The organism is Coraliomargarita algicola (genome assembly GCF_033878955.1).
In the GTDB taxonomy this organism is placed as follows: domain Bacteria; phylum Verrucomicrobiota; class Verrucomicrobiia; order Opitutales; family Coraliomargaritaceae; genus Thalassobacterium; species Thalassobacterium algicola.
On sequence record NZ_CP138858.1, the window covers coordinates 4,480,783 to 4,506,233 of the forward strand.

27 protein-coding genes and 1 tRNA gene are annotated in these 25,451 nt (G+C 52.0%); 8 read left to right on the forward strand and 20 right to left on the reverse strand.

Features of this window, described 5'->3' with window-relative positions:
* Positions 1 to 99 precede the first annotated feature (99 nt).
* From SH580_RS18435 to SH580_RS18460, 6 genes are all read right to left on the reverse strand, one after another.
* Complete coding sequence (locus SH580_RS18435; protein WP_319831475.1) at positions 100 to 1,173, reverse strand: IS110 family RNA-guided transposase; 1,074 nt, start codon at positions 1,171 to 1,173, stop codon at positions 100 to 102.
* A gap of 72 nt (positions 1,174 to 1,245) precedes the next feature.
* Positions 1,246 to 1,485: a hypothetical protein gene (locus SH580_RS18440; protein ID WP_319832290.1), complete on the reverse strand. Its 240-nt coding sequence runs from the start codon at positions 1,483 to 1,485 to the stop codon at positions 1,246 to 1,248.
* Positions 1,486 to 1,897: 412 nt separating this feature from the next.
* Entirely contained in the window at positions 1,898 to 2,248 is a 351-nt protein-coding gene (locus SH580_RS18445; RefSeq protein WP_319832291.1) for a hypothetical protein, read from the reverse strand.
* A 13-nt stretch (positions 2,249 to 2,261) separates the two neighbouring features.
* Positions 2,262 to 2,597, reverse strand: coding sequence for a hypothetical protein (locus SH580_RS18450; RefSeq protein WP_319832292.1), 336 nt, complete (start codon positions 2,595 to 2,597; stop codon positions 2,262 to 2,264).
* 856 nt (positions 2,598 to 3,453) lie between these two features.
* A complete protein-coding gene (locus tag SH580_RS18455) occupies positions 3,454 to 3,858 on the reverse strand; it encodes a hypothetical protein (protein ID WP_319832293.1) in 405 nt (134 codons plus the stop codon).
* Positions 3,855 to 4,139, reverse strand: a complete 285-nt coding sequence (locus SH580_RS18460; protein WP_319832294.1) for a hypothetical protein — start codon at positions 4,137 to 4,139, stop codon at positions 3,855 to 3,857. Before SH580_RS18460 ends, SH580_RS18455 begins: the two co-directional genes overlap by 4 nt.
* A gap of 547 nt (positions 4,140 to 4,686) precedes the next feature.
* Between SH580_RS18460 and SH580_RS22085 the strand changes: the two genes are divergently transcribed.
* A complete protein-coding gene (locus SH580_RS22085; RefSeq protein WP_345786204.1) occupies positions 4,687 to 4,953 on the forward strand; it encodes a GIY-YIG nuclease family protein in 267 nt (88 codons plus the stop codon).
* Entirely contained in the window at positions 4,931 to 5,056 is a 126-nt protein-coding gene (locus tag SH580_RS18465) for a hypothetical protein (protein ID WP_319832295.1), read from the forward strand. Before SH580_RS22085 ends, SH580_RS18465 begins: the two co-directional genes overlap by 23 nt.
* A gap of 63 nt (positions 5,057 to 5,119) precedes the next feature.
* Here the strand turns inward: SH580_RS18465 and SH580_RS18470 are convergent, their stop codons facing one another.
* The gene (locus SH580_RS18470; RefSeq protein ID WP_319832296.1) at positions 5,120 to 5,290 is read right to left on the reverse strand and encodes a hypothetical protein; all 171 of its coding nucleotides are present in this window, start codon (positions 5,288 to 5,290) and stop codon (positions 5,120 to 5,122) included.
* Between SH580_RS18470 and SH580_RS18475 the strand changes: the two genes are divergently transcribed.
* Positions 5,285 to 5,437, forward strand: coding sequence for a hypothetical protein (locus SH580_RS18475; protein WP_319832297.1), 153 nt, complete (start codon positions 5,285 to 5,287; stop codon positions 5,435 to 5,437). The two genes, SH580_RS18470 and SH580_RS18475, sit on opposite strands and share 6 nt — an antisense overlap.
* A 235-nt stretch (positions 5,438 to 5,672) precedes the next feature.
* Here SH580_RS18475 and ilvC read toward each other — a convergent pair whose 3' ends face one another.
* From ilvC to SH580_RS18490, 3 genes are all read right to left on the reverse strand, one after another.
* Positions 5,673 to 6,701 (reverse strand): ketol-acid reductoisomerase, encoded by a 1,029-nt coding sequence (gene ilvC, locus SH580_RS18480; RefSeq protein ID WP_308984750.1) that lies wholly within the window; start codon positions 6,699 to 6,701, stop codon positions 5,673 to 5,675.
* A gap of 198 nt (positions 6,702 to 6,899) precedes the next feature.
* Complete coding sequence (gene ilvN / locus SH580_RS18485; RefSeq protein WP_319832298.1) at positions 6,900 to 7,373, reverse strand: acetolactate synthase small subunit; 474 nt, start codon at positions 7,371 to 7,373, stop codon at positions 6,900 to 6,902.
* 53 nt (positions 7,374 to 7,426) lie between these two features.
* Positions 7,427 to 7,503 (reverse strand) — tRNA-Val (locus SH580_RS18490).
* A gap of 234 nt (positions 7,504 to 7,737) precedes the next feature.
* Between SH580_RS18490 and SH580_RS18495 the strand changes: the two genes are divergently transcribed.
* The 5 genes from SH580_RS18495 to SH580_RS18515 all read left to right on the forward strand — a co-directional run bounded on the left by SH580_RS18495 (position 7,738) and on the right by SH580_RS18515 (position 13,288).
* Entirely contained in the window at positions 7,738 to 7,911 is a 174-nt protein-coding gene (locus tag SH580_RS18495; RefSeq protein WP_319832299.1) for a hypothetical protein, read from the forward strand.
* Positions 7,912 to 8,310, forward strand: coding sequence for a DUF1318 domain-containing protein (locus SH580_RS18500; protein ID WP_319832300.1), 399 nt, complete (start codon positions 7,912 to 7,914; stop codon positions 8,308 to 8,310). It abuts the gene before it with no gap.
* Between the two features lie 61 nt (positions 8,311 to 8,371).
* Positions 8,372 to 11,395 carry an ATP-binding protein gene (locus tag SH580_RS18505; RefSeq protein ID WP_319832301.1) on the forward strand — a complete coding sequence of 1,008 codons (3,024 nt, stop codon included), beginning with the start codon at positions 8,372 to 8,374 and terminating at the stop codon, positions 11,393 to 11,395.
* Positions 11,396 to 11,418: 23 nt separating this feature from the next.
* Positions 11,419 to 12,123, forward strand: coding sequence for a 1-acyl-sn-glycerol-3-phosphate acyltransferase (locus SH580_RS18510; protein WP_319832302.1), 705 nt, complete (start codon positions 11,419 to 11,421; stop codon positions 12,121 to 12,123).
* Positions 12,044 to 13,288 (forward strand): bifunctional lysophospholipid acyltransferase family protein/GNAT family N-acetyltransferase, encoded by a 1,245-nt coding sequence (locus SH580_RS18515; protein WP_319832303.1) that lies wholly within the window; start codon positions 12,044 to 12,046, stop codon positions 13,286 to 13,288. The genes SH580_RS18510 and SH580_RS18515 overlap by 80 nt, the downstream gene beginning before the upstream one ends.
* 4 nt (positions 13,289 to 13,292) lie before the next feature.
* Here SH580_RS18515 and SH580_RS18520 read toward each other — a convergent pair whose 3' ends face one another.
* The 10 genes from SH580_RS18520 to SH580_RS18565 all read right to left on the reverse strand — a co-directional run bounded on the left by SH580_RS18520 (position 13,293) and on the right by SH580_RS18565 (position 25,348).
* Positions 13,293 to 15,908: a DUF5703 domain-containing protein gene (locus SH580_RS18520; protein ID WP_319832304.1), complete on the reverse strand. Its 2,616-nt coding sequence runs from the start codon at positions 15,906 to 15,908 to the stop codon at positions 13,293 to 13,295.
* A gap of 44 nt (positions 15,909 to 15,952) precedes the next feature.
* The gene (locus SH580_RS18525) at positions 15,953 to 17,470 is read right to left on the reverse strand and encodes an efflux RND transporter permease subunit (RefSeq protein WP_319832305.1); all 1,518 of its coding nucleotides are present in this window, start codon (positions 17,468 to 17,470) and stop codon (positions 15,953 to 15,955) included.
* On the reverse strand, positions 17,437 to 19,137 hold the full coding sequence (locus tag SH580_RS18530; RefSeq protein ID WP_319832306.1) for an efflux RND transporter permease subunit: 1,701 nt from the start codon (positions 19,135 to 19,137) through the stop codon (positions 17,437 to 17,439). Before SH580_RS18530 ends, SH580_RS18525 begins: the two co-directional genes overlap by 34 nt.
* The gene (locus tag SH580_RS18535) at positions 19,138 to 19,365 is read right to left on the reverse strand and encodes a hypothetical protein (RefSeq protein WP_319832307.1); all 228 of its coding nucleotides are present in this window, start codon (positions 19,363 to 19,365) and stop codon (positions 19,138 to 19,140) included.
* On the reverse strand, positions 19,365 to 20,492 hold the full coding sequence (locus SH580_RS18540; protein ID WP_319832308.1) for an efflux RND transporter periplasmic adaptor subunit: 1,128 nt from the start codon (positions 20,490 to 20,492) through the stop codon (positions 19,365 to 19,367). The genes SH580_RS18535 and SH580_RS18540 overlap by 1 nt, the downstream gene beginning before the upstream one ends.
* Entirely contained in the window at positions 20,489 to 22,060 is a 1,572-nt protein-coding gene (locus SH580_RS18545) for an efflux transporter outer membrane subunit (protein WP_319832309.1), read from the reverse strand. Before SH580_RS18545 ends, SH580_RS18540 begins: the two co-directional genes overlap by 4 nt.
* A complete protein-coding gene (locus SH580_RS18550; RefSeq protein WP_319832310.1) occupies positions 22,057 to 22,713 on the reverse strand; it encodes a TetR/AcrR family transcriptional regulator in 657 nt (218 codons plus the stop codon). The genes SH580_RS18545 and SH580_RS18550 overlap by 4 nt, the downstream gene beginning before the upstream one ends.
* A 139-nt stretch (positions 22,714 to 22,852) precedes the next feature.
* On the reverse strand, positions 22,853 to 23,362 hold the full coding sequence (locus tag SH580_RS18555) for a DUF4143 domain-containing protein (protein WP_319832311.1): 510 nt from the start codon (positions 23,360 to 23,362) through the stop codon (positions 22,853 to 22,855).
* Between the two features lie 310 nt (positions 23,363 to 23,672).
* Positions 23,673 to 24,179, reverse strand: a complete 507-nt coding sequence (locus SH580_RS18560; RefSeq protein ID WP_308952426.1) for a DUF4411 family protein — start codon at positions 24,177 to 24,179, stop codon at positions 23,673 to 23,675.
* Positions 24,180 to 24,181: 2 nt separating this feature from the next.
* Complete coding sequence (locus SH580_RS18565) at positions 24,182 to 25,348, reverse strand: ImmA/IrrE family metallo-endopeptidase (protein WP_319832312.1); 1,167 nt, start codon at positions 25,346 to 25,348, stop codon at positions 24,182 to 24,184.
* Positions 25,349 to 25,451: the final 103 nt, after the last annotated feature.

Sequence of the window (25,451 nt, forward strand, 5' to 3'; positions counted from 1 at the left end):
CTGGTTCTCGCTTTCATTGTAATCGCCATGGTTTGGCTTGAAGCTGACGGAGCTCCGCAGTCATCCGGACGGGACATGGGAATGGTCTCAAAATTCATCTTAAGCGGCGATTGCTTGTTGCTGGCTGCTCTTACCTGGGAAGGGTTCGTATTCGGAGTTCGGATCTTTCCAGAGTGCGAGCATCATCACGGCTAATTTGCGGGCAGTCATGACGACGGCTTTCTTCTTCGCTATCTTTGCTCCGCTGTTCGCTTTGCGCTCTCCAGCTTCTTTGAGCGCGCTGGGCGGTCCAAAGTGTCCGAGCGTGTATTGAGCACAGCTGACGAGTAGTCGTCGCATCATGCGGTTGCCGGCTTTGGTGATGCGCATGGGTTTATCTACGTCGCCGGATTGATCACGCCCAGGGACGAGTCCAAGAAACGGGCCGACATCTCGCGCTGTCGCAAAGCGGTCTGGCGAGCCGATAATTAAGACAAAGGAGAGAGCTGTGATTGGGCCGACTCCGGGGATCGTCAATAGCTTCTGAGCCACAGGGTAGTCCTCGGCGATCATGGTATCGATGTGTTTGTCTTCGGATTTAATGAGTTCACTCAGATGGCCGATGCTTTCGATGACCGGTGCGACGAGTGCGTAATCCGCGGCTTCAAGATGCTCCGTGGCCTTACGGGCAAAGGCCTCCGTGCTGCAACCGGATGGTAGGAAGATGCCTAGGCTTTTGAGAGAGCCGCGCACATGGTTGACCAGTTTGACGCGTGCGGTCACCAGGGCATCGCGTGCTTCAATGATCTTCAGCGCTCTTTGGTGCGCCTCGCTCTTGTGTTCGATGCCGTAGAGTAGGTTGCGGTCAAAACGTCCAATGCGAGCCAGCAGCAGCGCGTCACGTTCGTCGTTTTTGTTGTCGGTCTGGTAGATCGCCCGGACCTTGCGTGGATTGGCGACGACTACCTTGTGGCCGCGCTGGTTGAACAGACGGCTAATCCATGGTGAATGGCAACCGGCTTCCATGATGAGAGTGGCGCCTCGGTTGGCTTTGCTGAAACGGATTAGCTCGGGCTGGTTGTTGAGCAGTGTTGTTCGTTCGATAATCTCGCCCTCTGCGTTTAGAGTGCAAGTTTCGTGGCTCTTGTCGCCTAGGTCGATGCCGATGGTGTGGGTGTTTTTTGCTGTATTCATAGTGGCGTAGTTCTATGCGATTCAGCTCCATTTTTGAAGCTTACTCGCTACGCCTTCTCATGCCTACTGGATCTACGTTTCATTTGCTCGGTTGATTGTGGTTTGTCGAGTGCTCGATTCTGAATCCTTTTTCTTCTTTTCTTTGGCCATGCACTCAAGTCGGTAGATTAACCACATCGTGCCCATCATGCCGCACATGGGTATAGTCCGTGTTACTTTTTCGCTCAGATCCGTCGATTCTAATTCACTTAGCATCCAGATCCAGAGGAACATCGTGGTGTAGCCGAGAATGATTGTGAATCGAAGTTTCATTTCTTCTGTAGATCGTGGAGATCAGCGGATGCGAGCCGACTGATTTCGATTAACACTGGCGGCGTTACTCGCATTCGCTGGATCGACTGGTTCATCCTCAGTTTTCTTGAATGAGTAGTATAGCCCAAGAACTATTCCAAGTGTGGGCAATTTTCCATCAAACGTGGCTCCGGTTAGTATAAAAAGCAAGTCTACAACAATACCGACGAGCAAACCTATCGATGCGAATTTAATCATTCGTTTATTCGATTTTACCCACTTTTTGATGGTGTAGTTATTGGACAGGTCGTCAGTCATTCTTTCTGATGAACGATGAGCACTATCGCGAGTGAAGCGCGGAGCGCGAAAGGAGTTGATAGGTGCGACTGGATCTACGCTTCATTTGGTCGGTTGGTTGTGGCTGGCTTGCTGCTTATCCCTTAATCAGCATCAGCACGATAGAGGCAGAAATCAGAATTCCGGGCAATAGGAATACAAGCGTGATCAGGTTCGGAAATCGGATTATTTCTTTCCACTTCCCCCAGACTGCTGCTATTAAAAATAGGAGGCCTATGTAGCAAAATGGAAGACTCGCAGCTCCATACATCATTAGCGGCGCATTCAGTGAAAAACCATGGCCACCTTCGAAACGGTCAGCTGGAAGAGTAGCAATTTCTTTTCCGTAAAAATAAGCGATGCTAGCAAAGCCAATGGAAGCAGCGGATAGTCCAAAAGCTAGAAGTCTGCCTAGCTGACTATTCCCTTCTTCAATAGCTTTATTCATTTTCTGTAGATCGCTAAGGAGTATCACGGAGAGGCGCAGCCTCGGAGTTGATACCTCCGCCTTGATCTACTTTTAGTCGGGAAACGAGGAAGTATTTCGTAGCCCAGAAAAAAGATAGATAGCTTAATACCAATACGGCTACAAAGAATGCTATCAAAACTAGTGGGTTCTCGACTGGGATGAAAGTCAGAATATTTCCGAGAACAAAGCTCACAATCCACGCAAGTATCCAAAATCCGATGAAAGCTCGAATATAGTCAGAATGCGTTAAGCTTTCCTTTTTCTTTTTTCCTTCTGCTTCATGCTTAGTCAGTCGAGGCTCAGGAATTGTGAATCTGAAAGTTTTCATTCTTTCTGTAGATCGTGGAGCACTATCGCGAATGAAGCGCGGCTTGCCGGGCGTAGCTCGAAGAGCGAAGCCTGGAGCGCGAAAGGAGTTGATAGGTGCGTCTGGATATGCTCCCGCCCATGGTCAGATGGGCTACACTCTGGTCCGTGGTCTTCATTCAGTTGTTCTGTCTGGAGAGAGGGCTCAAATGTGAGCCACTCATCATTCCATTTTTATAGATTCTCTTTTTTAACACGTTAGCGCAAGGCTGGAATCATCCAAATTGGATTCGTTCTTTCTTTTGCATATCGTAGAGAGGACTCGTAGATGAGCGCAGCGAAATCTATTGAGTCGCTCGACTGGTTAGGCCCTAGGCCGACCGAGAGCCCTAATGTGGAAATCGTCCGAATCATCCTTAGAGTAGAAGGCATGATAGCAAATGAAACATTTGTATCCAGTGCCTTCCGTGTGTCTCTGTGTGGTAAGCTGATTTTGTTCTTTCTTCGAGTGTTTGCATATCGGGCAAAACGGAATCGCATCACCATTTTTCCAATAAACATTTCTACTATATCTTAAATATGACCTCTTTTCTTTTATCAATTTTACGACGTATAACACACTCAGGCAAGTGGAGAGCAGGATTATCGTCAGCAATCCCCATGTCTGTGTTATACTTTTTTCACTTTGGAGGAACGCCACCATCCAACCCATTAGAGGGATGGCTACAAATGTCCACAGTCCTACCGATAGCCATTCCAGCCAGCGTTCTTTTATGGATCTCAGTAGAGGCTGCATTTTTGTTTTTTTCTCTGCCTAACGATGAGGCTATGCATGAGTGTAGCGCGGAGCGCGAAACTCATTGTCATATGCCGATTGGTTATGATTTCTTCTGTTCATATCTTTTTTCGATCAGCTCCATATGTTCAACCACATCTTCTGCTGTTGAATTCTGAACCTTTCTTTGATGATGCCCAAAAAATAATGCCAAACATCCGCATACTAATGCACTAACAACGATAAGCCATGATAAGACAATGGGCATCGGTGTCTCTCCGTTTGGAAGCGCTGGAAGGTTAAGTGTTAGAGCTGCAACCAGGGCAGAACCTGAGATACCTAAAAGCACTGAACCTGCAGTATGAAATAAGTTCGCATTGTCGCAGATGCTGTTGATCTTCCCTTTCAAGTGTTCCCATTCTTCGATCAATATAGGATAGGCTCGTTTTTTCAAAGGGCGGACTAGTTCATAGTCCTGCGACATTTTAAAGGTAGGGTCGTCGCTCATACCTCTTCCTCCTTTAGAACTTCTTCTTTTTCCTTTTCAAATAACCCAGCAGAGATTGGATTAACTAATATAGTGTTTCCACAATTCCTGCAGGTCACGGGTGATACCGGGAATACCGCTATACCTTCTATTACTGATGATGAGCCTTCTTCAATGTGTTCTCTTAATTCAAAGATCTTGCTGGTGACGCTCCAGCTCGAAGAATCGCATTGTGAACATTTACGCTTCCCCCATTTTTCTTCGAGGTGAGCTATTACTTTTTTGGAGTCAATGTCAGACATAAATTAGTATTTTTTCATAACAGTGTTATATCATTCACTCAGTGAATGATAACTCGGGTTGGTGTTTTGTTTGATTGTGAGGTGTTTTTCGATGGAACCGTTTGATTTGTATGACTGAGGCTTTAGTTCTGTCGGGGGATTGCGGTTGACTGAATAGTCAGTAGGTAAGTCAAAATTATGTGTAATATCAAGATTTTGTTTCCGGCGATTCGTGCACTCAGCGGTGGTTTTTGAATCTGAGTGAATGATAACACTTTTTGATAAATCCCACAGTAACTGTTTATTCGGATGTATAAGTATCTGATTTATAGCATCTAGTGGATTTATTGTCGAATTTGTGGATAGTTATCAACTCCGGCGATTCGTGCACTCAATTAGTTTTTGCTTGCCATTAAGTGAATATTTGAGCACCAATAGGTTTGTTGTGAAAACCATACATTTTCCCCGTTGGGCTGAGGTATTGGCCGCGTAAAAAGGCTTCGCCTCACCACGTAAAGAGCAGAGCTCACGTGGCAGGCGGCGGTTATTCTTTTAGGGATGATCAGTTATGTTCTATGTTTACGTGCTGCAGTCTCAACTCGATCAGGGGCTTTATATCGGTTACACTGGTAATTTGCGTCGCCGTCTATTTGAGCATAATACTGGTGAAGCCAGAGCGACTTCTTTTCGAAGACCTTGGAAGCTCATTTATTATGTGGCGTATTTGATTGAGGAGGACGCAATGAGACGAGAACGCTTTTTGAAGAGTGGAGCGGGCAGGCGTCATATTGATAAACAACTGCGTCGCTATTTTGAGCGACACCCTCGAGCTTGAACCGCGTGAGGCGCAGCCTTTTACGCGGGAGACGACGCAGATTTACACGCATGTGATGCAGAAGCCTGGAGTCGGGGTGCGCAGTCCACTGGACAGTTTGTGAGTGTCAGCAGTTCAAGCGCCATCAGACGGCAATCTTGTAGCTGCTGTCTTCTAGGATTATGGTTTACTCTGCGATCAAGTGCTGGATGCCGGCTTCGCAGACTTGGGCGGTTTTCTGGGTGACGCGGGTGAAGCCTAAGTGTTTGGCGATCTCTTTGCAGAAGTCTTCTGCGGGGAAGTTTATGTATTTCTCTAGGGTGTCGAGTGCGCTGCTGAGGGTTGTGATTTCTTGCAAGCAATCATGCGACTGCGGGGCGCTGGTGAGGATGGCTTACTCGTGTTTGAAGCTGCGGATGTTTTCAAAGAAGCGGGGGCGGTGGTGGAGTCCCATTTGGCGGCGTCGGCTATGCGGGCGAGACGGATTGGTTTTAAGGGGAACTAGACTTTGAGCGATATGAAGAGACCGCCTTTTGCGAGGGTTGGCTGATCGCGTGTGGCGGTGGCGGGATGGGCACTTGGTCTAGAAGCTTACACGATGCAATGTTTCACATGGAGGCTAAACCACTGCAGATTCTAAGCTCCGTGTCTTTGTGCCTGCGTGTGGCTTAATTCGCAAAAAAAAAAAGCGGTCGTCGGAATTAACCGACGACCGCTTTGAAATTCAAATATGAAATTGCTTAGTTGTAAGAAGCTTGTGTGCCCTTGATGTTGCGCTTCTTGACCCAAGGCATTAGCGCGCGGAGGCGTTGACCCGTCTTCTCGATTTGGTGGTTTTGGCCGTCTTCGATGAACTGCTTGTACTTTGGCAGACCATCCTTGTATTCCTTGACCCAGTTCTTGGTGAACTTGCCAGTTTGGATGTCCTTGAGGATCGCCTTCATGGCCTTCTTGGACTGTGCGTTGATCACGCGAGGGCCTGAGATGTAGTCACCCCATTCAGCTGTTTCGGAGATGGAGAAACGCATGCCAGAGATACCGGACTCAACCATAAGGTCGACGATCAGCTTCAACTCGTGCAAGCACTCGAAGTAAGCCATTTCGGGTTGGTAGCCAGCTTCAACCAATGTTTCGAAGCCAGCCATAACGAGGGCCGATGCACCGCCGCAAAGAACGGCTTGCTCGCCGAAGAGGTCAGTTTCACACTCTTCCTTGAAAGATGTTTCGATCACGCCGGCACGTGTGCCGCCGACGCCTTTGGCCCATGCCAGTGCGACTTTTTTGGCATCCTTAGAGGAGCCCTTGTTGACCGCGATCAATGCAGGAACGCCCTTACCTTCAACATATTGGCTGCGAACCACGTGGCCAGGACCCTTAGGAGCCACCATGATGACGTCGATGCCCTTAGGTGCTTCGATCAATCCGAAGTGGATTGCAAGACCGTGGGTGAATGCGAGTGTCTTGCCTTCTGTCAGGTTGGGAAGAATGTCGTTTTCGTAAACTTCAGCCTGCTTCATGTCGGGCACGGCGATCATGATGACGTCTGCACGTTGAACAGCTTCAGCAGTTTCAAAAACTTCGAAGCCTTGCTTGCGGGCAACGGCAGCAGATTTGCTCTTTTTGTAGAGACCAATGATCACATTCAGACCGCTGTCCTTGAGGTTTTGGGCGTGTGCGTGGCCCTGAGAACCGTAGCCAATGATGGCGAGGGTTTTCTTTTTGATAACTCTTAGGTCGGCGTCTTTATCTGTATAGACTTTTGCAGGCATATTTATCGTTGTTTGTGGAAGTGAATGACTCCCTGGTTAATGAAAAGCTGTAATGTTTTAAACTTGGATCGGAAGGAAAGTACGCTTGGGTCACACGGTAGCAATCACGAAGGGCGAGTGGGCGGATAATATTACGAAGTCAGCGAGTGAAGTTTCGAAATCGGCAGCCATCGGCATTCAGAGGGTCCAGGCGGTCGTTTAGCCGCGTTTGAGGGCTAGGTTGCCTGTGCGTGCCATCTCGACGATCCCATAGGGTTCGATTAGGTTGAGGAAGGCTGTGACCTTGCTGGCATTGCCAGTCATTTCGATATTCACGCTTTCCGCGGAGACGTCGATGATCTTGGCACGAAAGATGTCGCATACTTGTACGACCTCGGCGCGTTGGTTGGCGGTTGCGCTGACTTTGAGCATGACGAGTTCGCGCTCAGTGGCTTGTCCATCCGAAAACTCAGTGACCTCCAGTACGTTGATCAACTTGTTTACTTGTTTGATCGCTTGATCGAGTGCTTCGCTATCACCAATAATTGTCGCTGTAATGCGCGAAAGCTTGTTGTCGATCATTGGGCCCACATTCAGTGTCTCGATATTGAATCCGCGACCGCTGAACATTCCAGCGATGCGAGCGAGAACTCCAAATTTATTTTCGACAAGAATTGAGATGATGTGACGCATAATAGAAGAACGGGGATTAATTGCTTAATCCCCGATTCGACGTTATAAAAAAATGGTAGACGGTGAGGGATTCGAACCCACGACCCCCTCGGTGTAAACGAGGTGCTCTAACCAGCTGAGCTAACCGTCCTCTAGATTTGAGAAAGCGAACAAAGTGCGGCTGAAGATCTTTGAATCAAGCCTATTTTTCACATTTTTGAATTTTTCTCTAGAATTCGATTGGAAGAAGAGTTGCCAATGGGTCATTGGCAGGGTCAAATGCTGACTTGTGAATACTTTATCCTGCCTTCGAAATCAACCACGGCTCAGTGCGTCTACAGTGTCAGTTTCTCTATTGTTGGGAGCTTGCTGTTGGGGGAGTCTGATGTCTGCTGGTTGTGTCTCCGTTAAGACGGAACATCGGATCGAACCGATCCAAATTACAATGGATGTCAATGTGCGCTTGGAACGTGAATTGGAGAAATCATTTGCGGAGCTGGATGCCCGCTCTCGCGAGATCGCTGCCAAGCATAATGATAATGAGAAAGGATCTGAATAGATGAAGAACCATATACTATTAATGAGGTGCCTGTTGATTGCATTGGCCGGCTTACTTTATTCGCAGTTGCCGCTGTCTGCGGATACTTTGAATCCGAATGAGGATGCTTTATTGGAAACGATGGGGGCACGTTTGCCTGAGTTGATGGAGCTGAAATTGAAGGGTTTAGTGGGCGAGACGAATATGGGCCTGCTTGAGGCCAGAGGTACGATTGAGCGTGAGCAAAGGCGCTTGTTGTCGGATGAGAATCGCGATCGTCTTGCCTATTATAAATTAATCTCAGTTCGATTGGGAATACCGGTGGCAGCTGTGCAACGAAAGCGTGCAGAACAAATTCGGGAGAATTCACCCAAGGGAGTTTGGCTTGAATCAAAGTCGGGAGAGTGGCATCGCGAATAATTTTTCTTGCTGATCGTCCTGCTGATTGCCCGATTTGTCCTGTAAGCTTCCGAACTCTTGCATGAAGAATACTGCCCTGCGTTTTACTTTAAAGTTTTTGTTTTCATTGCTTGCAGTGGCTTTTGCTGCGCAGATTACCGTGACGCTGACAGACGCGCGTTTCGGTGACTATATTCGGCAGATCGCGCCAGTATATGGTGTGTCCATTGCGATCATCTTGTTGGGGGGCTATCGCTATCTAGCTGCTATTTTTCTTGGCTGTTTGTTGCCTGCGCTTTTCGAAGATCAACACTATTTGCTTATATTGAGCATTCCTTTCGCCGTCACATTGACGGCGGCCTTGGCGTATCGTTCTCTGATTTATTTGAAGGTTGATTTGAGAATGGAGCGGATTCGGGATGCTCTCTTTGTCATTTTTGTTGGGCTTGTATTGAGGACATTGCTGGGGGCCTTGGTGCAGACTTTGTTTTTTAGTCGGCAGTGGAATTTGCTGTTTTTTAATCAGTTTCTAGAATTGCTCTTCACTAATTGGCTCTCGGCTGCAGTCGGGGCAATTATCGTGACCCCGTTTATTTTAACCTGGGCGCGTCCGGCAGGTTTTCGATTGGTGGGGCGCCAAGGTGTTGAAGTGTGTCTCTGGTTTTTGACCTTGTTGCTCTTTGGGCATATTACTTTTCAGAATTGGGCCCCGACGGATACGCTGTTCTACCCCATGGAACTGGCGATTTTCCCGATTATGGCGTGGTCGGCGATTCGGTTTGGCTTACGGGGGGCATCTGCTGGGGTGCTGGCATTGGCCTTGTTGGCCGGCTGGGAGATCGTTCGGGTGTTATCTGGCCTTGGCTCGGGGATGACGCAAAGTCCCGCGAATGTGTGGATCTTTGTCGGCATCGTTTCCGTGACCTCGATTTGTCTCGCCTCGGTCATGACGGAGCTGCGGATACGGGAGTCACAAATTTTAGAGAATGAAACGCGTTTGAGTGCTTTTACGGAAGCCCTTCCCGATATCGCTTTTGTTTTAACCAGGACTGGGGAGATTCGTGATATTTTTGCCGGGAGCGCTCGCATCGAAGCGAATCACCGTATCGTATCTGCGGAGCGAGCTGTTGGGCGGAACATTGCGGATATCTTTGAGGCCGATGTGTGTCGTGGCTTTTTGGATACGATTGAGAGAACTATTCGAAGTAACGAGATCCGGAAGCATGAATATTCGTTGATGTCGGCTGATGTCGGGGAGCATGTTTTCGAGGCGCGGGTGACTCCGATGAGACGTTCTGTCGGGGGCGCTTCAAGTGTGGTCTGGGTGGCTTATGATATCAGTGAGCGTAAACTCGCGGAAATGGCGATTCAGAGTCGGGATAAAATTTTACGTGCGACTGCGCGTGCGAATAATAATTTGTTGACGACTCAGGATGTGAGTCAAGCGGTGGGCGCGGCGATGCGTGAAGTCGGGCAGGCTTTGAATGTGGAGCGCGGGTTTATTTTTGAGGTTACGGATCGCACACATGAAGCGTTTCAGAATTTTTGTATCAAGCATGAGTGGCGCTTAAACGATCGCTTGCCCAGTTTCTGGGGAGATCCACTCTATCAGGATTCTCCCTTAGAGGAGTTTTGCCCGGATTGGTATCAGCTACTCGCCAGTGGGCGGCATATCGAAATCGATGGTCTGCAGAAGGATCGTCGTTCGATGGATATCCTGCGATACTTTAATAGTCGATCCATGTTGGTGGTGCCGATGTGGATGGAAGGCAAGCTGTATGGATTTTTCGGAGTGGATCATTGTAGTCGTACGCATGAGTGGAGCGATGGCGAGATTTATGCCGTCAGAGTGCTTTCGACCAGTTTGTCCGGCTTGATTCTTATTCGAGAGCAGGAGAGGCTACTGCGTGCTGCCAAGGAAACGGCCGATGCCGCCAGTTCGGCAAAAGGCGAGTTTCTTGCCATCATGAGTCATGAGATTCGCACCCCGATGAATGCGATTATTGGCTATACGGATTTGCTGGCACAGACGGATCTGTCTGAGATCCAGAGTGAGCATGCGGCCATCATTAAGCGTAGTGGGCGTGCCTTATTAGATCTCATCAATAACATACTGGACTATTCCAAAATTGAGTCACGTTCATTGGAGTTGGAAGTTCGGGAATTTGATTTGGAGCAGGTGATTTGCGAGTCACTGGAGAGCATCTTAGTTGCGGCTAAGGAGAAGGGAATCAAAGTTGATTATGACATGGATGATGATCTCCAGGAAGCGTACATCGGCGATGCTCATCGAGTCCGGCAGGTGCTCTTGAATCTCGCAAATAATGCCGTGAAGTTTACGGCCGAGGGAGAGATTTTGATTCGTGTTGAGTTGGAAGCAAACGAGGCTGATTTAGCCTATGATCGTTTGCATTTTATTGTCAGTGATACTGGCTGTGGGATCGCTGAAGATAAATTTGAGCGACTTTTCCGGGCCTTTAGTCAGGTGGATTCGTCGACCACAAGAGTCTTTGGTGGGAGTGGACTGGGCTTGATTATTTCGAAGCGATTGATTGAACGCATGGATGGAGAGATCTGGGTGAAAAGCCAAGTCGGGGAGGGCAGCCAGTTTCATTTTAGAATTCACTTACTACGCACGGATCATGAAGTGCGCACGCACGCTCCCTTCGCTTCGCAAGCCGCAAGCGATGATAGTCTGGAAGTTAGTTTTGCGGCGACGTATCCTCTGCGAATTTTACTTTGTGAAGACGACAAAGACAATCGTTGGGTGATTCGTGAGTTACTGGAAATGTTAGGTTATCGTCCCAATATTGTGGAATCTGGGGAGGACGCTTTGGAGCAACTGAAACATCGTGCGTATGATGCTGTGTTGATGGATGTGCGTTTGCCTGGCTTGAGTGGGATTGAATTGACGCAGGCAATTCGTAGTGGCGCAGAGAAGATCGAAAAGGCGGATCAGGACATCATCGCTGTCACGGCTTACGCGATGAATGAAGATCGTGAAAAATGCCTGAATGCCGGTATGAACGATTATATTCGCAAACCGGTGGAAATTATTGAACTCAAAGATGCGCTTAGGCGTGCCTGTCAGAGTTCCAGAGCATAAACTGCGGAACCTAGGATTTTTTAATGTCAAAAATAGAGCCCAAATTGATTGATTTGCAACGGGTGCTTTCCGGTTCGAATTGTCCGCAGTTGCTGATTCAAGCAATCGCGCCGTTTGTTGAACGTGCGCTGGGGATTGACGGAGTGAATCGCATCTATGCCGATGTGCACGCGCAGTTGGATGATACTGAAAATGACGAAGCGTTTTTCATGAAAACCTTACGTGTGATGGGCGTGCATTTTGAAGTTGATAGTCAGGATTTTGAACGAATCCCGAAAGAGGGCCCATTGATCGTGATTGCTAACCATCCCTTTGGCGGGATTGATGGCGTGGTGTTGGGGGCGCTGATTAAAGGCGTGCGGCAGGACGCTAAGTTGATGGGGAACTATTTACTGGCGGAGATGGAGGGCATTCGAGGCAGTATCATTCGAGTCGATCCCTTTGGGAGTGAGGCTTCGGCACGGGCAAATCTAAGTGGGATGCGTGATGCCATCCGCTTGTTGCGCAGTGGGGGCTGCCTCGGTGCGTTTCCAGCGGGAGAAGTTTCTAGTTTGCGTTTAAAGAGTGGTGCGGTGGTGGACCCTGCGTGGACTGGGCACATTGTGAACCTTGCGCTGAAAACCCGAGCGAAAATACTCCCCGTCTATTTTGAAGGCCGTAATAGGTACCGTTTTTCAGGCGGCTGGCTTGCTGCATCCGCGCTTGCGAACCGCTCTGTTAGCGCGTGAGTTTGCGCGTGCCAGAGGGCGGGAGTTGCGGCTTAAAGTTGGTGAGCTGATCGATCCTAAACGTTTGGAGACGTTTGAGAATAAAGAGGCGGCCACGGAGTTTTTACGTTTGAAAACGTATACGCTCAAAGATTTGAAAAAAAAGCAAAGTCGCATGCGACTACGTTTGCCTTTCCGATCCGCCTCTGCCGAGCAGGCGATTCAGCCCTTGGCTCCTGCGCAGTTGCCACATCGTTTGGAGCAAGAGGTCGAAGCCTTGCCCGCGGAGCTGCGTCTAGTCGAGCACGGTGATTTTGCGGTTTATTATGCGGACTCAGATCAGATTCCGACTGTGTTGAAAGAGATTGGACGATTACGTGAAGAAACTTTCAGAGCGGTGCAGGAGGGCACAGGGCGAGCCACCGATCTCGATGAATTTGATACCTATTACCTGCATTTGTTTATGTGGAACCGTGTTGAACGTGAGATCGTAGGCGCGTACCGCATTGGCTTGGCAGACGAGATTGTGCGAGAATTTGGCAAGCAGGGCTTGTATACTTCGACGCTCTTTCGCTATCGGTCCCAGTTTTTGCAAAGGCTGGGGCCGGCGGTTGAATTAGGACGTTCCTTTATCTGTATCAAATACCAGAAGCGCCATGCGTCGCTCGCGCTTATCTGGCGAGGTATCGGCGAGTTTATCGTCAGGCATCCACAATACCGCACTTTATTTGGGCCTGTGAGTATCACCGATGCCTACAATAGTATTTCGAAAGATTTAATGGTGCACTTCTTTCGTGAGCATAATTTCGACGATGAAATGTCGCAGTTTGTGAAGCCGCGCAAGTCGCCAAAGTCGTTTAAAATGTTGAAGGGCGTATCTTTAAAGCACATCGGTGAATCAATTCGATCGGTCGATTCGGTTTCTGCAATTGTCTCGGGCTTTGAGGCGGATCAGAAGGGTGTGCCGATTTTATTGCGTCATTATTTGAAACTCAATGGTGTCTTGCTCAGTTTTAATGTGGACCCGGCCTTTAGTGATGTGATCGACGGACTGATACTGGTGGATCTGTGTAAGACTGACCCGAAAGTTTTGCAGCGGTATTTGGGCAAGGAGGGCTACGCAACTTTTACTGATTTTCATGCAAAGGAGGGCTCGGCAGAGGTGCCTGTGAGCGCGCCGGGCTGATCCCTTACTGCAATTCGCAGATCACAATATCACGGCGGCGAGATTCGGGGACCACATGCTCGAGTATTACTTCTCCGTTGGTGATATGACCTTGCACGACGGTGTTGCCCGGGGCTTGGAATTTAAATTTACAGTTCCAGTCCTTGGGCCACGCGGGGCAGAGGTAGATGCTGTTTCCTTTCCAGTTCCAAAGCATGTATTGCAGCGTGGATTCTACGATGCCTCCCGACTCCATATTCGGGACGTAGTCAGGCTCCGCACTGTATTGAAACGGCGGAAAGCGGAAGTATACCTTTGTCTGGCCGTTGCGCCCTTCGTTCACCCGGCTCAACACGCCCTGTTTGGCGCGCTCGGCGAGGCCGAGAATTGCTGCGCAATAGTCGGCGTAGTGCCAACCTTCGCTGCCGTTGTCGTCGAGGTGAAGCGTATTGAGCGCGAGTTGATAATCTTGTTCCGATGTGCCTGCTTCCCGGAACATGTAGGCCCGGTAAGGCCAAATCGCATACAGTGTGGCCCGATCGGCACCTTGGGTCTTTGTAGACTCGTTGTCATAGGGATCTGCGTAGGGGAGTAGCCCCTGTTCGTTATTGCGTCGCACACCTGTTGGCATCGAGGGCGCATCGTTGAGCACGCGCTTCCACAATTCAACGGCTTCCTCCTTAACGCCTGGTAGACCGGACAGCGCAATCAGTCGTGGCAGTTGTGTATGCATGAGTGCGACACCTGCAATCGGATTGATCGGCACGTAGCCGTCGTCATAGAATCGTACGTAAACTTCAGACTGCAGGCAGGGCCATAGCACTATTTTGCCGTGGTCGTCGCGGGGATAAAATTGCTCAAAGAAGCGGAATAGACCTTCGGCATACGGCACGAGTGAGTTTGCTAGAAAAAACTCGTCCTTTGTTAGCTCGTAGTAGTCGATCATGTATGGTAAATATTCGTCGGCTACGTCAGTAGTGTAGCGATAAGCGGCGCCTCGTTCGAGCCCCACGGCCTCTGGAACAATGCGGGTGCGCCATTCTTCGCCACGTTGAATAAAGTGTTCTTTACGGGTGGCCTCCCACGATGCGATGCCTGCGATGGTAAAGCAGTTCTCTAGGCTGGTGTATTTTTTCGTTGTTTGTTTCCACGCTTGAGAGGTGATTGCGGGCCACTGATACCAAGCACGCGCCTGGTCGTAGTCGCCGGTTAACAACATTGGATTGTAAGTGTGGCGTGTGTTCTGCGACCGATCCGAGGCGCCCCAGTAGCGGAAGTCTGCCGTCATTCTGAGGGAAGGGTCTTTGGGATAGACGCCAACACCAACCGGATGGTATGCCTCTGGCAATTCCACGTCTTGAAAATCAACGTTGAAGATCCCTCCGTTAAAAGGGATGCGCCAAGTCTCTTCCAGTGTGCCAGTCTGGCAGGCATAGAGAAAGCGTTGATGGAGGTAAAAGCTGGTAATCCTCCAGGCTTCTTCACCCTCGGTGATGAGGAGCTGGCTCCTGTCCCAATAGCCGTGCCACCAATCGAGATGTGCCTTCCAGGCGGTTTCGATCTCTAGCGCTTTGTTTGTCTCGGCCTGCGCTTGGATGAGTGGAAGCCATTTGTCTGGTGTCGCCTTCTTTTCCTGCGAGTATCGCAGCACGTTGATATCTGCCCGGCTACGAGTCACCGGCTGCGAGCGCAAGGTTGTGGCATCGACAGAGGTCAATCCGTCGCCTTCGACCAAGGCACCAAAAGTGACTGTTGTGTAACGTGGGATGGACTCTGCACCAGGAAGGTTCTGCTGGATCAGGTCTCCTTCGGATTCGCCGCGGTATGAGGTGGTCGTTCGCGGATCGTGGTAGCACCAGATGAGTTGATTTGGATGATCCGGAAGAACGATGTCGGCATGGTGTTCGCCTTTGACCTCATGTGTTCTCCATGAGTCGTTCTTGACGGTCATGACGACTTCCCGAGTCGCGAATAATTCAGTATGAATGACTGCGCGATTCTTATCGACCCACACTTTGACTTGGTTCTCTCCGTCCCCGATGTAGATGGCAGCTTCGCTCAGGACCAGCGTTTGTTTGTAGGTGCCCGCGCCAGCGGCCTGCTTGAAAATGGATGGCTCCAAGCTGATGCGTACTTGTCCGATTTTTCTTAGACTGAAACAGCTGTTCGGCCCCTCGCCGTCGCCAGTCTGTGCAAAAGCGTCTAACTTGCCAATGAGGAGACCCACGTCGCCGTTCGGATACGTCCAGACATTTAGGGAGAGATCGCCATTGCCTAGCGGCATGGAGTCGCGGGCATTGACGCCAAGCGTATCGAAGGTGAAATTATATCGATCGACCTCATTGGCCAAATCAATCGGCGAGGTCGGGTCGTTGATTAGCACCTGAGTCTCGACCGAGGTTTCTGAGCCATGTTCGTCGACCGCGACTGCGCGGATGGTATGTCTTCCCCGCCTCGCGGTCGTCCATGCGAAGTGATAAGGCGCTCTGGTACTTGCGATCAAAGATGAGCCGTCATAATAGCGCACGGTTGTGATTGAGCCTTTGTTGGGGGACGGCTGAACGTCCACTTGCAAGGGAATGCAGGCGCCAATATTGTAAGAAGCTTTGAGGGGTAGAAATGATAGGGGTGAATGGGGCATTCGCATTTATATAGTTAAATTATTTTCTGTTCCTGTTTAAGTGATTACTTACTGGGGGAGGTCTCTGCGGGGATAAACTTTTCGCGAAGGTCTTCTAAGATCGAGTAAAATGCGGGGACTAAGAGCAGGGTGATGAAGGTGGCAAAGAGCACGCCGAAGCTGAGGGAGATGGCCATGGGAATGAGGAATTGCGCTTGTAGGCTGGTCTCAAATAGCACTGGCAAGAGGCCGGCGAAGGTGGTGAGTGAAGTGAGGATGATTGGGCGGAAGCGTAAGGCGCCGGCTTCTTCGATGGCTTTGCGCAGAGGCATGCCTTGGGCACGTTCTTGATTGATGAAATCGACCAGCACCAGGCTGTCATTGACCACCACACCGGCAAGTGCGACGAAGCCGAGTACGGACAGGATGCTCATGGGCTGTCCCATGATGATGTGGCCGCCGATGGCTCCGATCAGGCCGAAGGGGATGACGATCATCACGATGACCGGCTGAATATACGATTTGAGTGGGATCGCGAGTAGGGCGTAGATGATGAAGAGCGCGATTAGCGTCATTTGTTGTAGGCTGGCAAAGATGTCGGCTTGTTCGCGGGCTTCTCCCTCGAAGGTCCAGGACACGCCGGGATAGTCTTTCATCAGGCTGCTGAGAAAGCCGTCCAGCTCTTGCTTCCCTTTGAGGTCGGCCTTGATGAGGCCGAGGTCGGCGATGTTTTTGTCGGCGTCGGCGGTGATGTTGATCACGCGTCGGCGGTCGACGCGGGTGATGGAAGAAAAGCCGTCGGTGATTTTGAAATCGGCGACTTCATCGAAGGGGACCTCGTGCCCGTCGAAGGTGCGGATGCGTAGGTCTTCGAGGTTCTCGACGGACTGTCGTTCGTCGAGTGGATAGCGCACCATGACCTTGATGTCGTCACGACCGCGTTGAATGCGTTGGGCTTCGACGCCGTAGAAGGCGGCGCGCACTTGGCGACCTAGATCGGATTGGCGCAGCCCGAGGGGTTCGGCGCTGGGGTGGATGTCGAGTTTGATTTCTCGTTTGCCGCTGCTGTAGTTGTCTTTGATGTCGAAGAGCCCTTCGTAGGTGGCGAGTTTCGCTTTGATCGCTTCGGAGACGGCTTGCAGGCTGTCGAAATCGCGGCCGGAGAGTTGTATGTCGATCGGCATGCCGGCCGCACCGGCTGCATTGGCATTGAAGGAGAGCTCTTTCACGCCGGCTACCGGGCCGATCATATCGCGCCAGCGATTCGCGAGATTGGGCGCGGAGAGTGATTCGATATTGCCGCCGCCGGGCAAGTCTTCGCGTTTGACCAGTTCCACTGCAATCTCGGCGATGTGGGTGCCGGTGCCGCTGCCACTGGCATTTATGGGGTCTCCATTGCCTTCAAAGGGTTGCCCACCGATGGTGATGACGACGTTGTCAAAGGGCTCGCCGTGGCCTTCTTCTTTGACCTCTTCGATCAACTGATTGAGCCCGTCATTCATTTGTTCAATCGCGCGGGTGGTGAGTTCGACTGGGGTGCCTTCGGGCATTACGAGTTTGGCGACGATGTAGTCCGAGGGCACGGGGGAAAGAAGACAAAGGGCAGGTGCTTGCCCGCCAGCATGCCGAACATGATCATAAGTGTGCCGACAAAGGCGGCCACCGTGGCGTAGCGAAACTGTATCGCGCGTTTCATTACCGGTCGATAGCGATGCTCGATGAAGCGTTCCAAGCCGTCGGCTACTTTGCGCTGTTGTCGTTGTAGCCAGTTAATTTCTCCACGACTGCCGCCGCCTACGTTGCACAGCGTGAGGTGGTAGGGGAGCACTAGTTTTGACTCGATTAAGGACCAGATCAAAGTCGCGATCACCACCACTGGGATCGGGTAAAAGAATTTACCTAGAAAACCCGGGATGGTGAGGATGGGCAGAAAAGCCACGATGGTGGTGAGCACCGCAAAGGTGACCGGAATCGAAACGCGCTTGGTGCCGGCGACAGAGGCTTCCACACCGGGGCCGCCGTGTTTTTGAAATTGAGTAAACACACTCTCGCCCACGATGATCGCGTCGTCCACCACGATGCCGAGCACCAGTATGAAGCCGAAGAGCGAGGCCAGATTGATACTGATGCCCAACATCGGCAGGAAGAGCATCGAACCGAGAAAGGAAATCGGGATGCCCAGCATCACGAAGAAAGCGAGTGAGGGACGTAGGAAGAGCGTCAGGATCAGCAGCACCAAGAGCAGGCCGTAGAGGCCGTTCTCGATTAGCATCTGCAGGCGTCCTTTGAGGTAGTAGGTGAAGTCGCGAAAGGCTTCGACTTGAATGCCGGCTGGCAGGTCGGCATCGATCGTTTGGGCGAAACTTTGCACGCGTCCGGATACATCCAGTGCGCTCTCGTCGCCCACGGCATAGATGCGCAGTAGCACCGCGCGTTGACCATTGAATTCAGTGATGAGGGGATCGTCCACGAAGCCGTCCTCCACGCTGGCGAGGTCGCGCACGCGCACGACACTGCCATCGGCGCGAGTGATGACAGGCATATCTTCGAAGCCCGCGCCGGTGTAGGCTTTGCCTGTGGTGCGTAAGAGAATTTCGCCCCCGCGGGATTTGATCGAGCCGCCGGGGATGTCGACGGATGTATTGCGGATGGCTTGCACCACGTCGTCGAAAGTGAGGCCGTATTGGCGTAGTGCGATTTCAGATACGTTGATTGAAATCTCAAATTCAGCGACGCCTTTGATGTCTACTTGTGTGATGCGCTCGCGGACGTTGAGCTCATCGCGAATATACTCGGCCAGTTCTTTGAGCGTTTTGACATCCGCATCGCCATAAACTGCGAGTGAGATCACTTCATTGCGAAGGAGCAGTTCTTCCACCTGCGGTTCTTCCGCTTCTTCCGGGAAGTTATCGATGGCATCGACGCGCACTTTGATTTTGTCGCTGACTTCGGTGGCGTCGTAGCCGCGTTCGACTTCGACCAATACCGAGCCATAGCCTTCGCCGGCGGTGGCAGTTATTTTTTTGACGCCGTCGACGTCTTGGATGCGGTCTTCGATCAGCTCGATAATGCCGCTTTCCACTTCCTCCGGGGCGGCGCCGGGGTAGGGCACGGCAACGCTGACCATGTCGAGGTCTAGCTCAGGAAATAGCTCCAGCTTGATACTCATCGCCGTGAAGAGGCCTGCGACAATGATAATGCCTGCGAGCAGATTGGCGGCGACGCCGTTTTGTGTGAACCAACGAATCATTTATTGATGGGTGATGGCGGATGAATGATGGCGGATGAGTGATTGTGGATGAGTGATGGCGGATGAATGATGGCGGATGAGTGATTGTGGATGAGTGATGGCGGATGAATGATGGCGGATGAGTGATTGTGGATGAGTGATGGCGGATGAATGATGAGTGATGGCGGATGAATGATGAGTGATGGCGGATGAATGATGGTGGATGGGTGATTCGTTATTATTCATCATTAATCCGCTATCACCTCTACGGGCATGCCTTCGACGTAGTAGGCGATCGGGCTGGTGGCGACTCGCTCGCCGGGGGCGAGGCCGGCGGTGATGACGACTTCTTCGGCATCGCTTTGAATGATTTGCACGGTGCGTGTGATGAGGGTGTTTGCCTCTGTGAGGATGTAGACGGTATTGGAGCCACGCAGGGCGTAACGCGGTATTTTGTAGGCATCGCTCAGGCCGCGGCCTTCGATCTCTGCGTGGAGAAAGGTGCCGCGTCGTAGCGCTGGCTGCTCGGGCTTGGAGTCAAAGGGCGCATTGATTCGAGCCACTGCATAGAGCAGGCGGCTGGTCGGATCGACATTGTCTTCGATACGAATGAGGGGCGCTTTCCACTGTAGCTCGTTGCCATTTTTATTTTGCGTGAGCGTGACAAAGCGTTGTCGTTTACTGCGCTGATCGAGCAGGGAGGCTTCTTGTTCGGTGATCGGTAGGCGCACCTCTGCACTTTGAGTTGAGTAGATGCGACCGAGCGGATTGCCGGGGTTGGCGGTGATATATTGTCCCAGGTCGGCTTGTTTCGTCAGCACAATTCCATCGTAGGGCGCGGTGATTTGGGTGCGCTCCAAATCGCGTTGAGCGCGTTTCAGATTTGCTTCGGCGCTGGCGATGCGCGCTTGCGCTTGAGCGAGTTGAGGCTTGCGCAGAGTGAGATCGCTGGCTGCGCCCTCACCGAGAGCTTTCCAATCGGCGGCCGCTTGTTGGGCCTGGGCTTCTTCCTGTGCCAGTGCTAATTGTGCGTTGGCTAAGTCGGCGGCAGCATTGGCGGCTGCGGCCTCGTAGTCGGCGGGATCGATTTTGATGAGCAGCTCGCCTTTGCGAAAGCGATTACCGACATTGAACAGCTCCGCCATTTCGATGATGCGGCCACTGACCTCGGCGATGAGATCGGTTTCGGTGGTCGGTAGCAGCGTGCCTTGGCTCTTGACTGTGAGTTGCACCGATTGAGGCTGCACCGTAATCACTTCGACATTGGTGACCGGGCGCTCAGGTGTGACCTCTGCCGCCTCGGGCTGTAAGATCACCAGTGCTGCCGTGATGCCGCCGGCGGACAGTAGAATGAGTATGGGAAGGAGGACTTTCATAAATAGTAGGGGCGTGACTTGTCACGCCCGCGGTGGGCCAGCTTATTCTCGGCGGGCGTGACAAGTCGCGCCCCTACGTTTTTATCGTAGGTGTGAGCGGAGGGTTGATCCGCAAACTCACCTCCTAGGGCTAGGTAGAGATCGATTCGGTTTTGTAAGAGCAGGTTGGATACGCCCAACTGACGGCTGCGAGCGCTGTCGGCTGTGCGTTGGGCGTCGAGAGCGCTGAGAAAATCACCAGTGCCGTTGCGGTAGCGCTCCCAAGCCAGGGTTTCGGTGGCGGCGGCTTCTTCGGCAGCCAATGCGAGCTTGCTTTGTTCGCGGCGCAGATACTGCTCCGCCGCGAGCGTGCTCTCAACTTCGAAGAAGGCACGTAAGGCGCTGTCGCGATAGTTGGCGGCGGCTTGTTCGCGCAGTGAGGCTGTGCGGTCGATATTGGCCAGTATGCGGCCGCCTTGGAACAGGGGCTGAGTTAAGTTACCCGCGAGCGACCATACGCTGAAATCGCCATCGAGTAAGTTTTCAAATTCCTGTGAGGAGCTCCCGCCGGAAGCGGTCAAACTGATCTGGGGCAAGCGTTCTTTCTGGGCGGCACGTTGCTCGCGCTCGGCAGCAGCGAGTTGGCGTTCGGCAGCAATCAGGTCTGGCCGGCGCTGTAGTAATTCCGCGGGCAGCCCGGCCGGCACCGAGGCCGGCAGTGCTGGAAAGTTCGGGAGTGTTTCAAATTGGCCGGACGGGTAGCGGCCCAGCACGACTTCAAGATTGCGAGTGGCCTGATCCAGCGCGCGTTGGCGGGTGGCACTATCGGCCTCGGCGGAGGCGGCTTGGGTGCGAATACGGCGCAGGTCGAAGCCTTCGGTCAGGCCGCGTTTGAAGCGTGATTCCAGTGCTTCTTGATTGTTGCGATAGGCCTGTGCCGTGCGTTGGGCCAGGGCGAGTTGCTGTTGGGCTTCGATTACATTGAGCCAAGCCTTGGTCGTTTGGGCAGCCAATGAGAGTCGGGCGGCATGCAGTTCGGCTTGACTGCTTTCGGCGCGTGCTCGTGCGGCCGAGCTGCGATCACGCAGGCGGCCCCATAGGTCGAGCTCCCAACTGAGGTTGAGCGCGAGCTCGTAGTTTTCAAAAATAACACCACCGGTCGAACTCGGGCCGAAGGTGCTGATCTGCTGCCGTGTGCCATTGAGTCCGAGTCCCGCCTGGGGCATTCGGTCGGCACCTGCGATGCGAGCCTCGGCGATGGATTGGGCGAAGCGCGCGGCAGTGGCTTCCAGGCCCGGATTGTGGCGCATGGCCTCGGTGACCAGCGCTTCCAGTTGCGGCGAATTAAAGTCTTTTAGCCATGCGGTGGGCGTGGTGTCGGAGACCTTGCGGCCCCATGTGTCTGGGAGGGTGATTTCGGGCGCACGACTGCGTTCCGGCGAGCTGGCACAGGCGGCGAGCAGTAAACAGGGTAAAAGTCGTGCGCTGTATTTTAATAAAGTACGGCCATACCGGGGCCCGTTTGGGGCAGGGCTGTTGGTGGGGGGAGGCCCCAAGCGGTTCTTATACTTAGAAAGTGGAATTTTCATTTTTGTTGGAAGCCTGCGACGACGTAATTCGTCAGTTCCTCCAGTATCCTATCGAGTATCGCACTGTTTAACTGACTGCCTGATATAATTTCTAGCCTAACTTCACCCGCGATGGTGCCGATCATGGTGCTGATGCTTAGAAAAAAGCGGAATTGTATTTGTTCCTGGGAGAGCTCCGGGCATGTGCGTTGAATCTCGCCCATGAAACGCTTAGAGAGCTCGGCGAAAAACTCTTTGTGTAGATGGATCATGAAATCCGCCGGTTCCGTCAGCATGCGACCGATGATTTGGACCAGTGTGGTGTCGCTCACACTGTTGGCTCCGATGCCAGCAAAGAGGGGGCGAAACAGAGCGTCGAAAATAGCCTCAAGGGGAACAGCTGCAGGTGCGTGTTTTTGCACCAATTGATCCAATCCCTTCAGGCGCTGTTGGTTGATCGGCTCGAAGCGCTCATGGATCAGCTCACGCATTAGATTCGACTTAGAGCCGAAGTGATAGTTGACCGAGGCAAGGTTGACACCGGCCTCCTTAGTCACTTCGCGTAGGGTCATCGCACGGTAGCCGCCTTGAGCAAAGATTTTACCAGCCGCTTGGAGTATACGTTGACGTGTTTTATCTGAAACAGAGCCCGTAGGGGTTTGGGAAGGATTCATGTTTGAAACGATCATTTAATACGGCCAGAGGTCAATCTTACGTTCACTTATGGTATGTGATAAGACCCCCCCCATTTTCAGCCTTCGACTATTCGGGCTCGCCTAACAGGAAACTTTCGGCGCGCAGTCTGGGACGAGTTCATTCTCTTTGACCTCTAGGTGCATGTTCGACCGTCTGACCCGATTTGATTTCGATTGGGATGAGTTGCCCGCCACGATCCATCAACACATCGATCTCATGCCCCGTGTTATTGCGCCAGAACGAGAGATTGTTGCGTAGTCCCAGATTGAAGCGGCCTTTCAACAGTTCCAGAATTACCCAATTTTCAAAAAGTGCGCCCCGCAGTGGATGCGTATCCAACTGCTGCGGGCTCTCGATACCAAGTAGGCGAATCGCGAGTCCAACATCGTAGAAATAAATCTTTGGGGTCTTCACCAAGCGCTTGCGATAATTCTTATGGTGCGGTTGTAAACGGAACGCGACATAGGAGGCTTCGAGCACCGATAACCACTTGCCCACTGTGCCGTGATTCAGACCGCAGTCGCTGCCGATGCGGCTCGCGTTGAAGAGCTGTCCAATGTTGCCGGCGCAAAGTGCGAGAAAACGCTGGAAAAGATGGGTATCCTGAACTTGAAGAATTTGGCGCACGTCCCGCTCAACATAAGTCGTGATATAGGCGTCATACCAAAACTGAGGGTCAATTTGCTGGTCAAAGATGGGTGGGTAGCCTCCCTTCCAAAGTGTCTCATTCAGGCTGCTCGGTTGCGTCGCTGCCAGTTCGCGGAGGCCATTCGTCTGAGTATCGGCTCTATTTGGCGATCAATCACAGCCCGTTTTTACAAATTGATAATCTAAATGTCAATTTGTAGGATTGGCAAGTTCGCGCTGCAAGGGTGAGGGCGAAATTCAGGTAATGTCGATGCGCGGCAGACTGATTGGTGGGGTTAGTCGGCTTTCATTAAAGTAACTCTAAACCAGGGCGAAGGACAAACGACGCATACGCAGAGCGGAGCATTTCGAAGGTGCGCACACATGGGACATCAAACACCTGTGCGACTGTCGGGATTTTTACTTTTCGACGTTCGCCTTCGATGTGCACTTCGTGGCTGACGAGTATATATCCATGCGCTTTCGCGTAGGCGATGAGCAGCGGATCTGCTTTGGAAAGAAAATCGCGTTTGGCGGCGTCTTTAAATTCGGATGCTTGCACCCATTGAACGATTCTGCCGAGTTCTATGGTTGTGGCCGCATCGATGGGCAGAAAGAAGCCAGTCGGGCAATCATTCGCCCAGTCAACTAACTCATCTTGTCCATCCCGGATTTCTTCGAGCACGGGTTCGATACTATACAGCGTCCCTTGCTGATGCTTTAACGCGAGCCAGTCCCAGAACCCCGGACACAAATCGAATGCGTAGTATTCGTTCTTCGCCTGAATCAGTGTGTTGGTGTCTAGTAGGTAAGCCATGCCTAGACGTTAAAGTGCAATTGACGGGCGAAGTTGTTAAACGTCTCGGTCTTGCGCACGCCTAACAGGCTGTAAGCCTCGCGATAGGGCGTGCGGCCTTCCAAGGCGCTGCCAATCAGTGCCTGCGCGAAGCGACGACCGACTTGCACATGTTTCGAGGCGTAATAGTTGCCGCCGCCACCTTTTGCCTTCTGCTTGGCTTGAATGGCCGCGAAGCGGTCTTCTTCGTCTTTGTAAAGCTTGCGGAAGGTCGCAGCATCAAGCTCCTCAATGTCGCGCAGGCGACGCAGGATCACCAGCGAGCTGACTTTGAAATGCCGCACGAGGCGACGAATCGGATCGTCGTCCTCTTGCGCGAGTGCCAATTGGGCGCGCAGTGCATCGAGCGGCACCAACACTTCGGCGGCGACTTGATTGCAAAACTGCTCTACACGCGCGCTGGGCGCGTAGGTGCTGACTAGATTCGAGACGCCGGACAGCCCCAACCACAGATGCACCAGTTCATGCACTAAGGTAAACATTTGGGCGGCGTGGCTGTCTTTAGAATTAATAAAGATCAGCGGCGCGTAGGGGTCGCTCAGAGCGAAGCCACGAAACTCTTTCACCAGCAAAGGGCGGTGGGTATTGCTCTTCGCCATGCCGGTGCGGGTGACCAGGATGCCGTGCGCCTCGCACTGCTCAAACATCAGGTTGAGGGCGGCCTTCCAGTCGCTTGCTTCTGCGCGCGTGGCGCTGTCGAAGCCGAAATGATGGCGAATCCGCTCGCCGACTGCAGCGGGCGCGTCTTCCAGCCCGATGCTACCGATGTAGTCGAGCCGAGGCTCGCCCATTTCGATCAAATAATCGCGATACCAAGCCTGCTTGCTCATCGCATCGAAGAGCACATCCAGTAGTTCCGGACTCGGGCGTTTTGGCTCTTCGCTGCCGACGGTGCGGAAATCGCTGATCGGCAATTGCTCTAGTGGTGGCTCTTCCAGAAACAGGTAACCGAAAGGCGTATGCGTTTTCTCAGCCAGCTTTTCGGCGCGTTTATAAGTCAGCGTTCCGTCTTGCTCCCACTGCAGCACTTTCTCCTCGGTCGTGCTCAACTTCTTAGCCAGCGCAGCCGCATCCAGCCCCGCGCGTTCGCGGGCCCATCGCAGGACTATTGGCTGGAGACTAATATTCACTTAAGTAAGAGAACGCGAAACGGTCGCGTATTTCAAGGCTGAGTTTAAGGGACTCAATTTGTCGGGCGAAGGTCTAAATATTCTACGATTCGCGCCTTGTCAG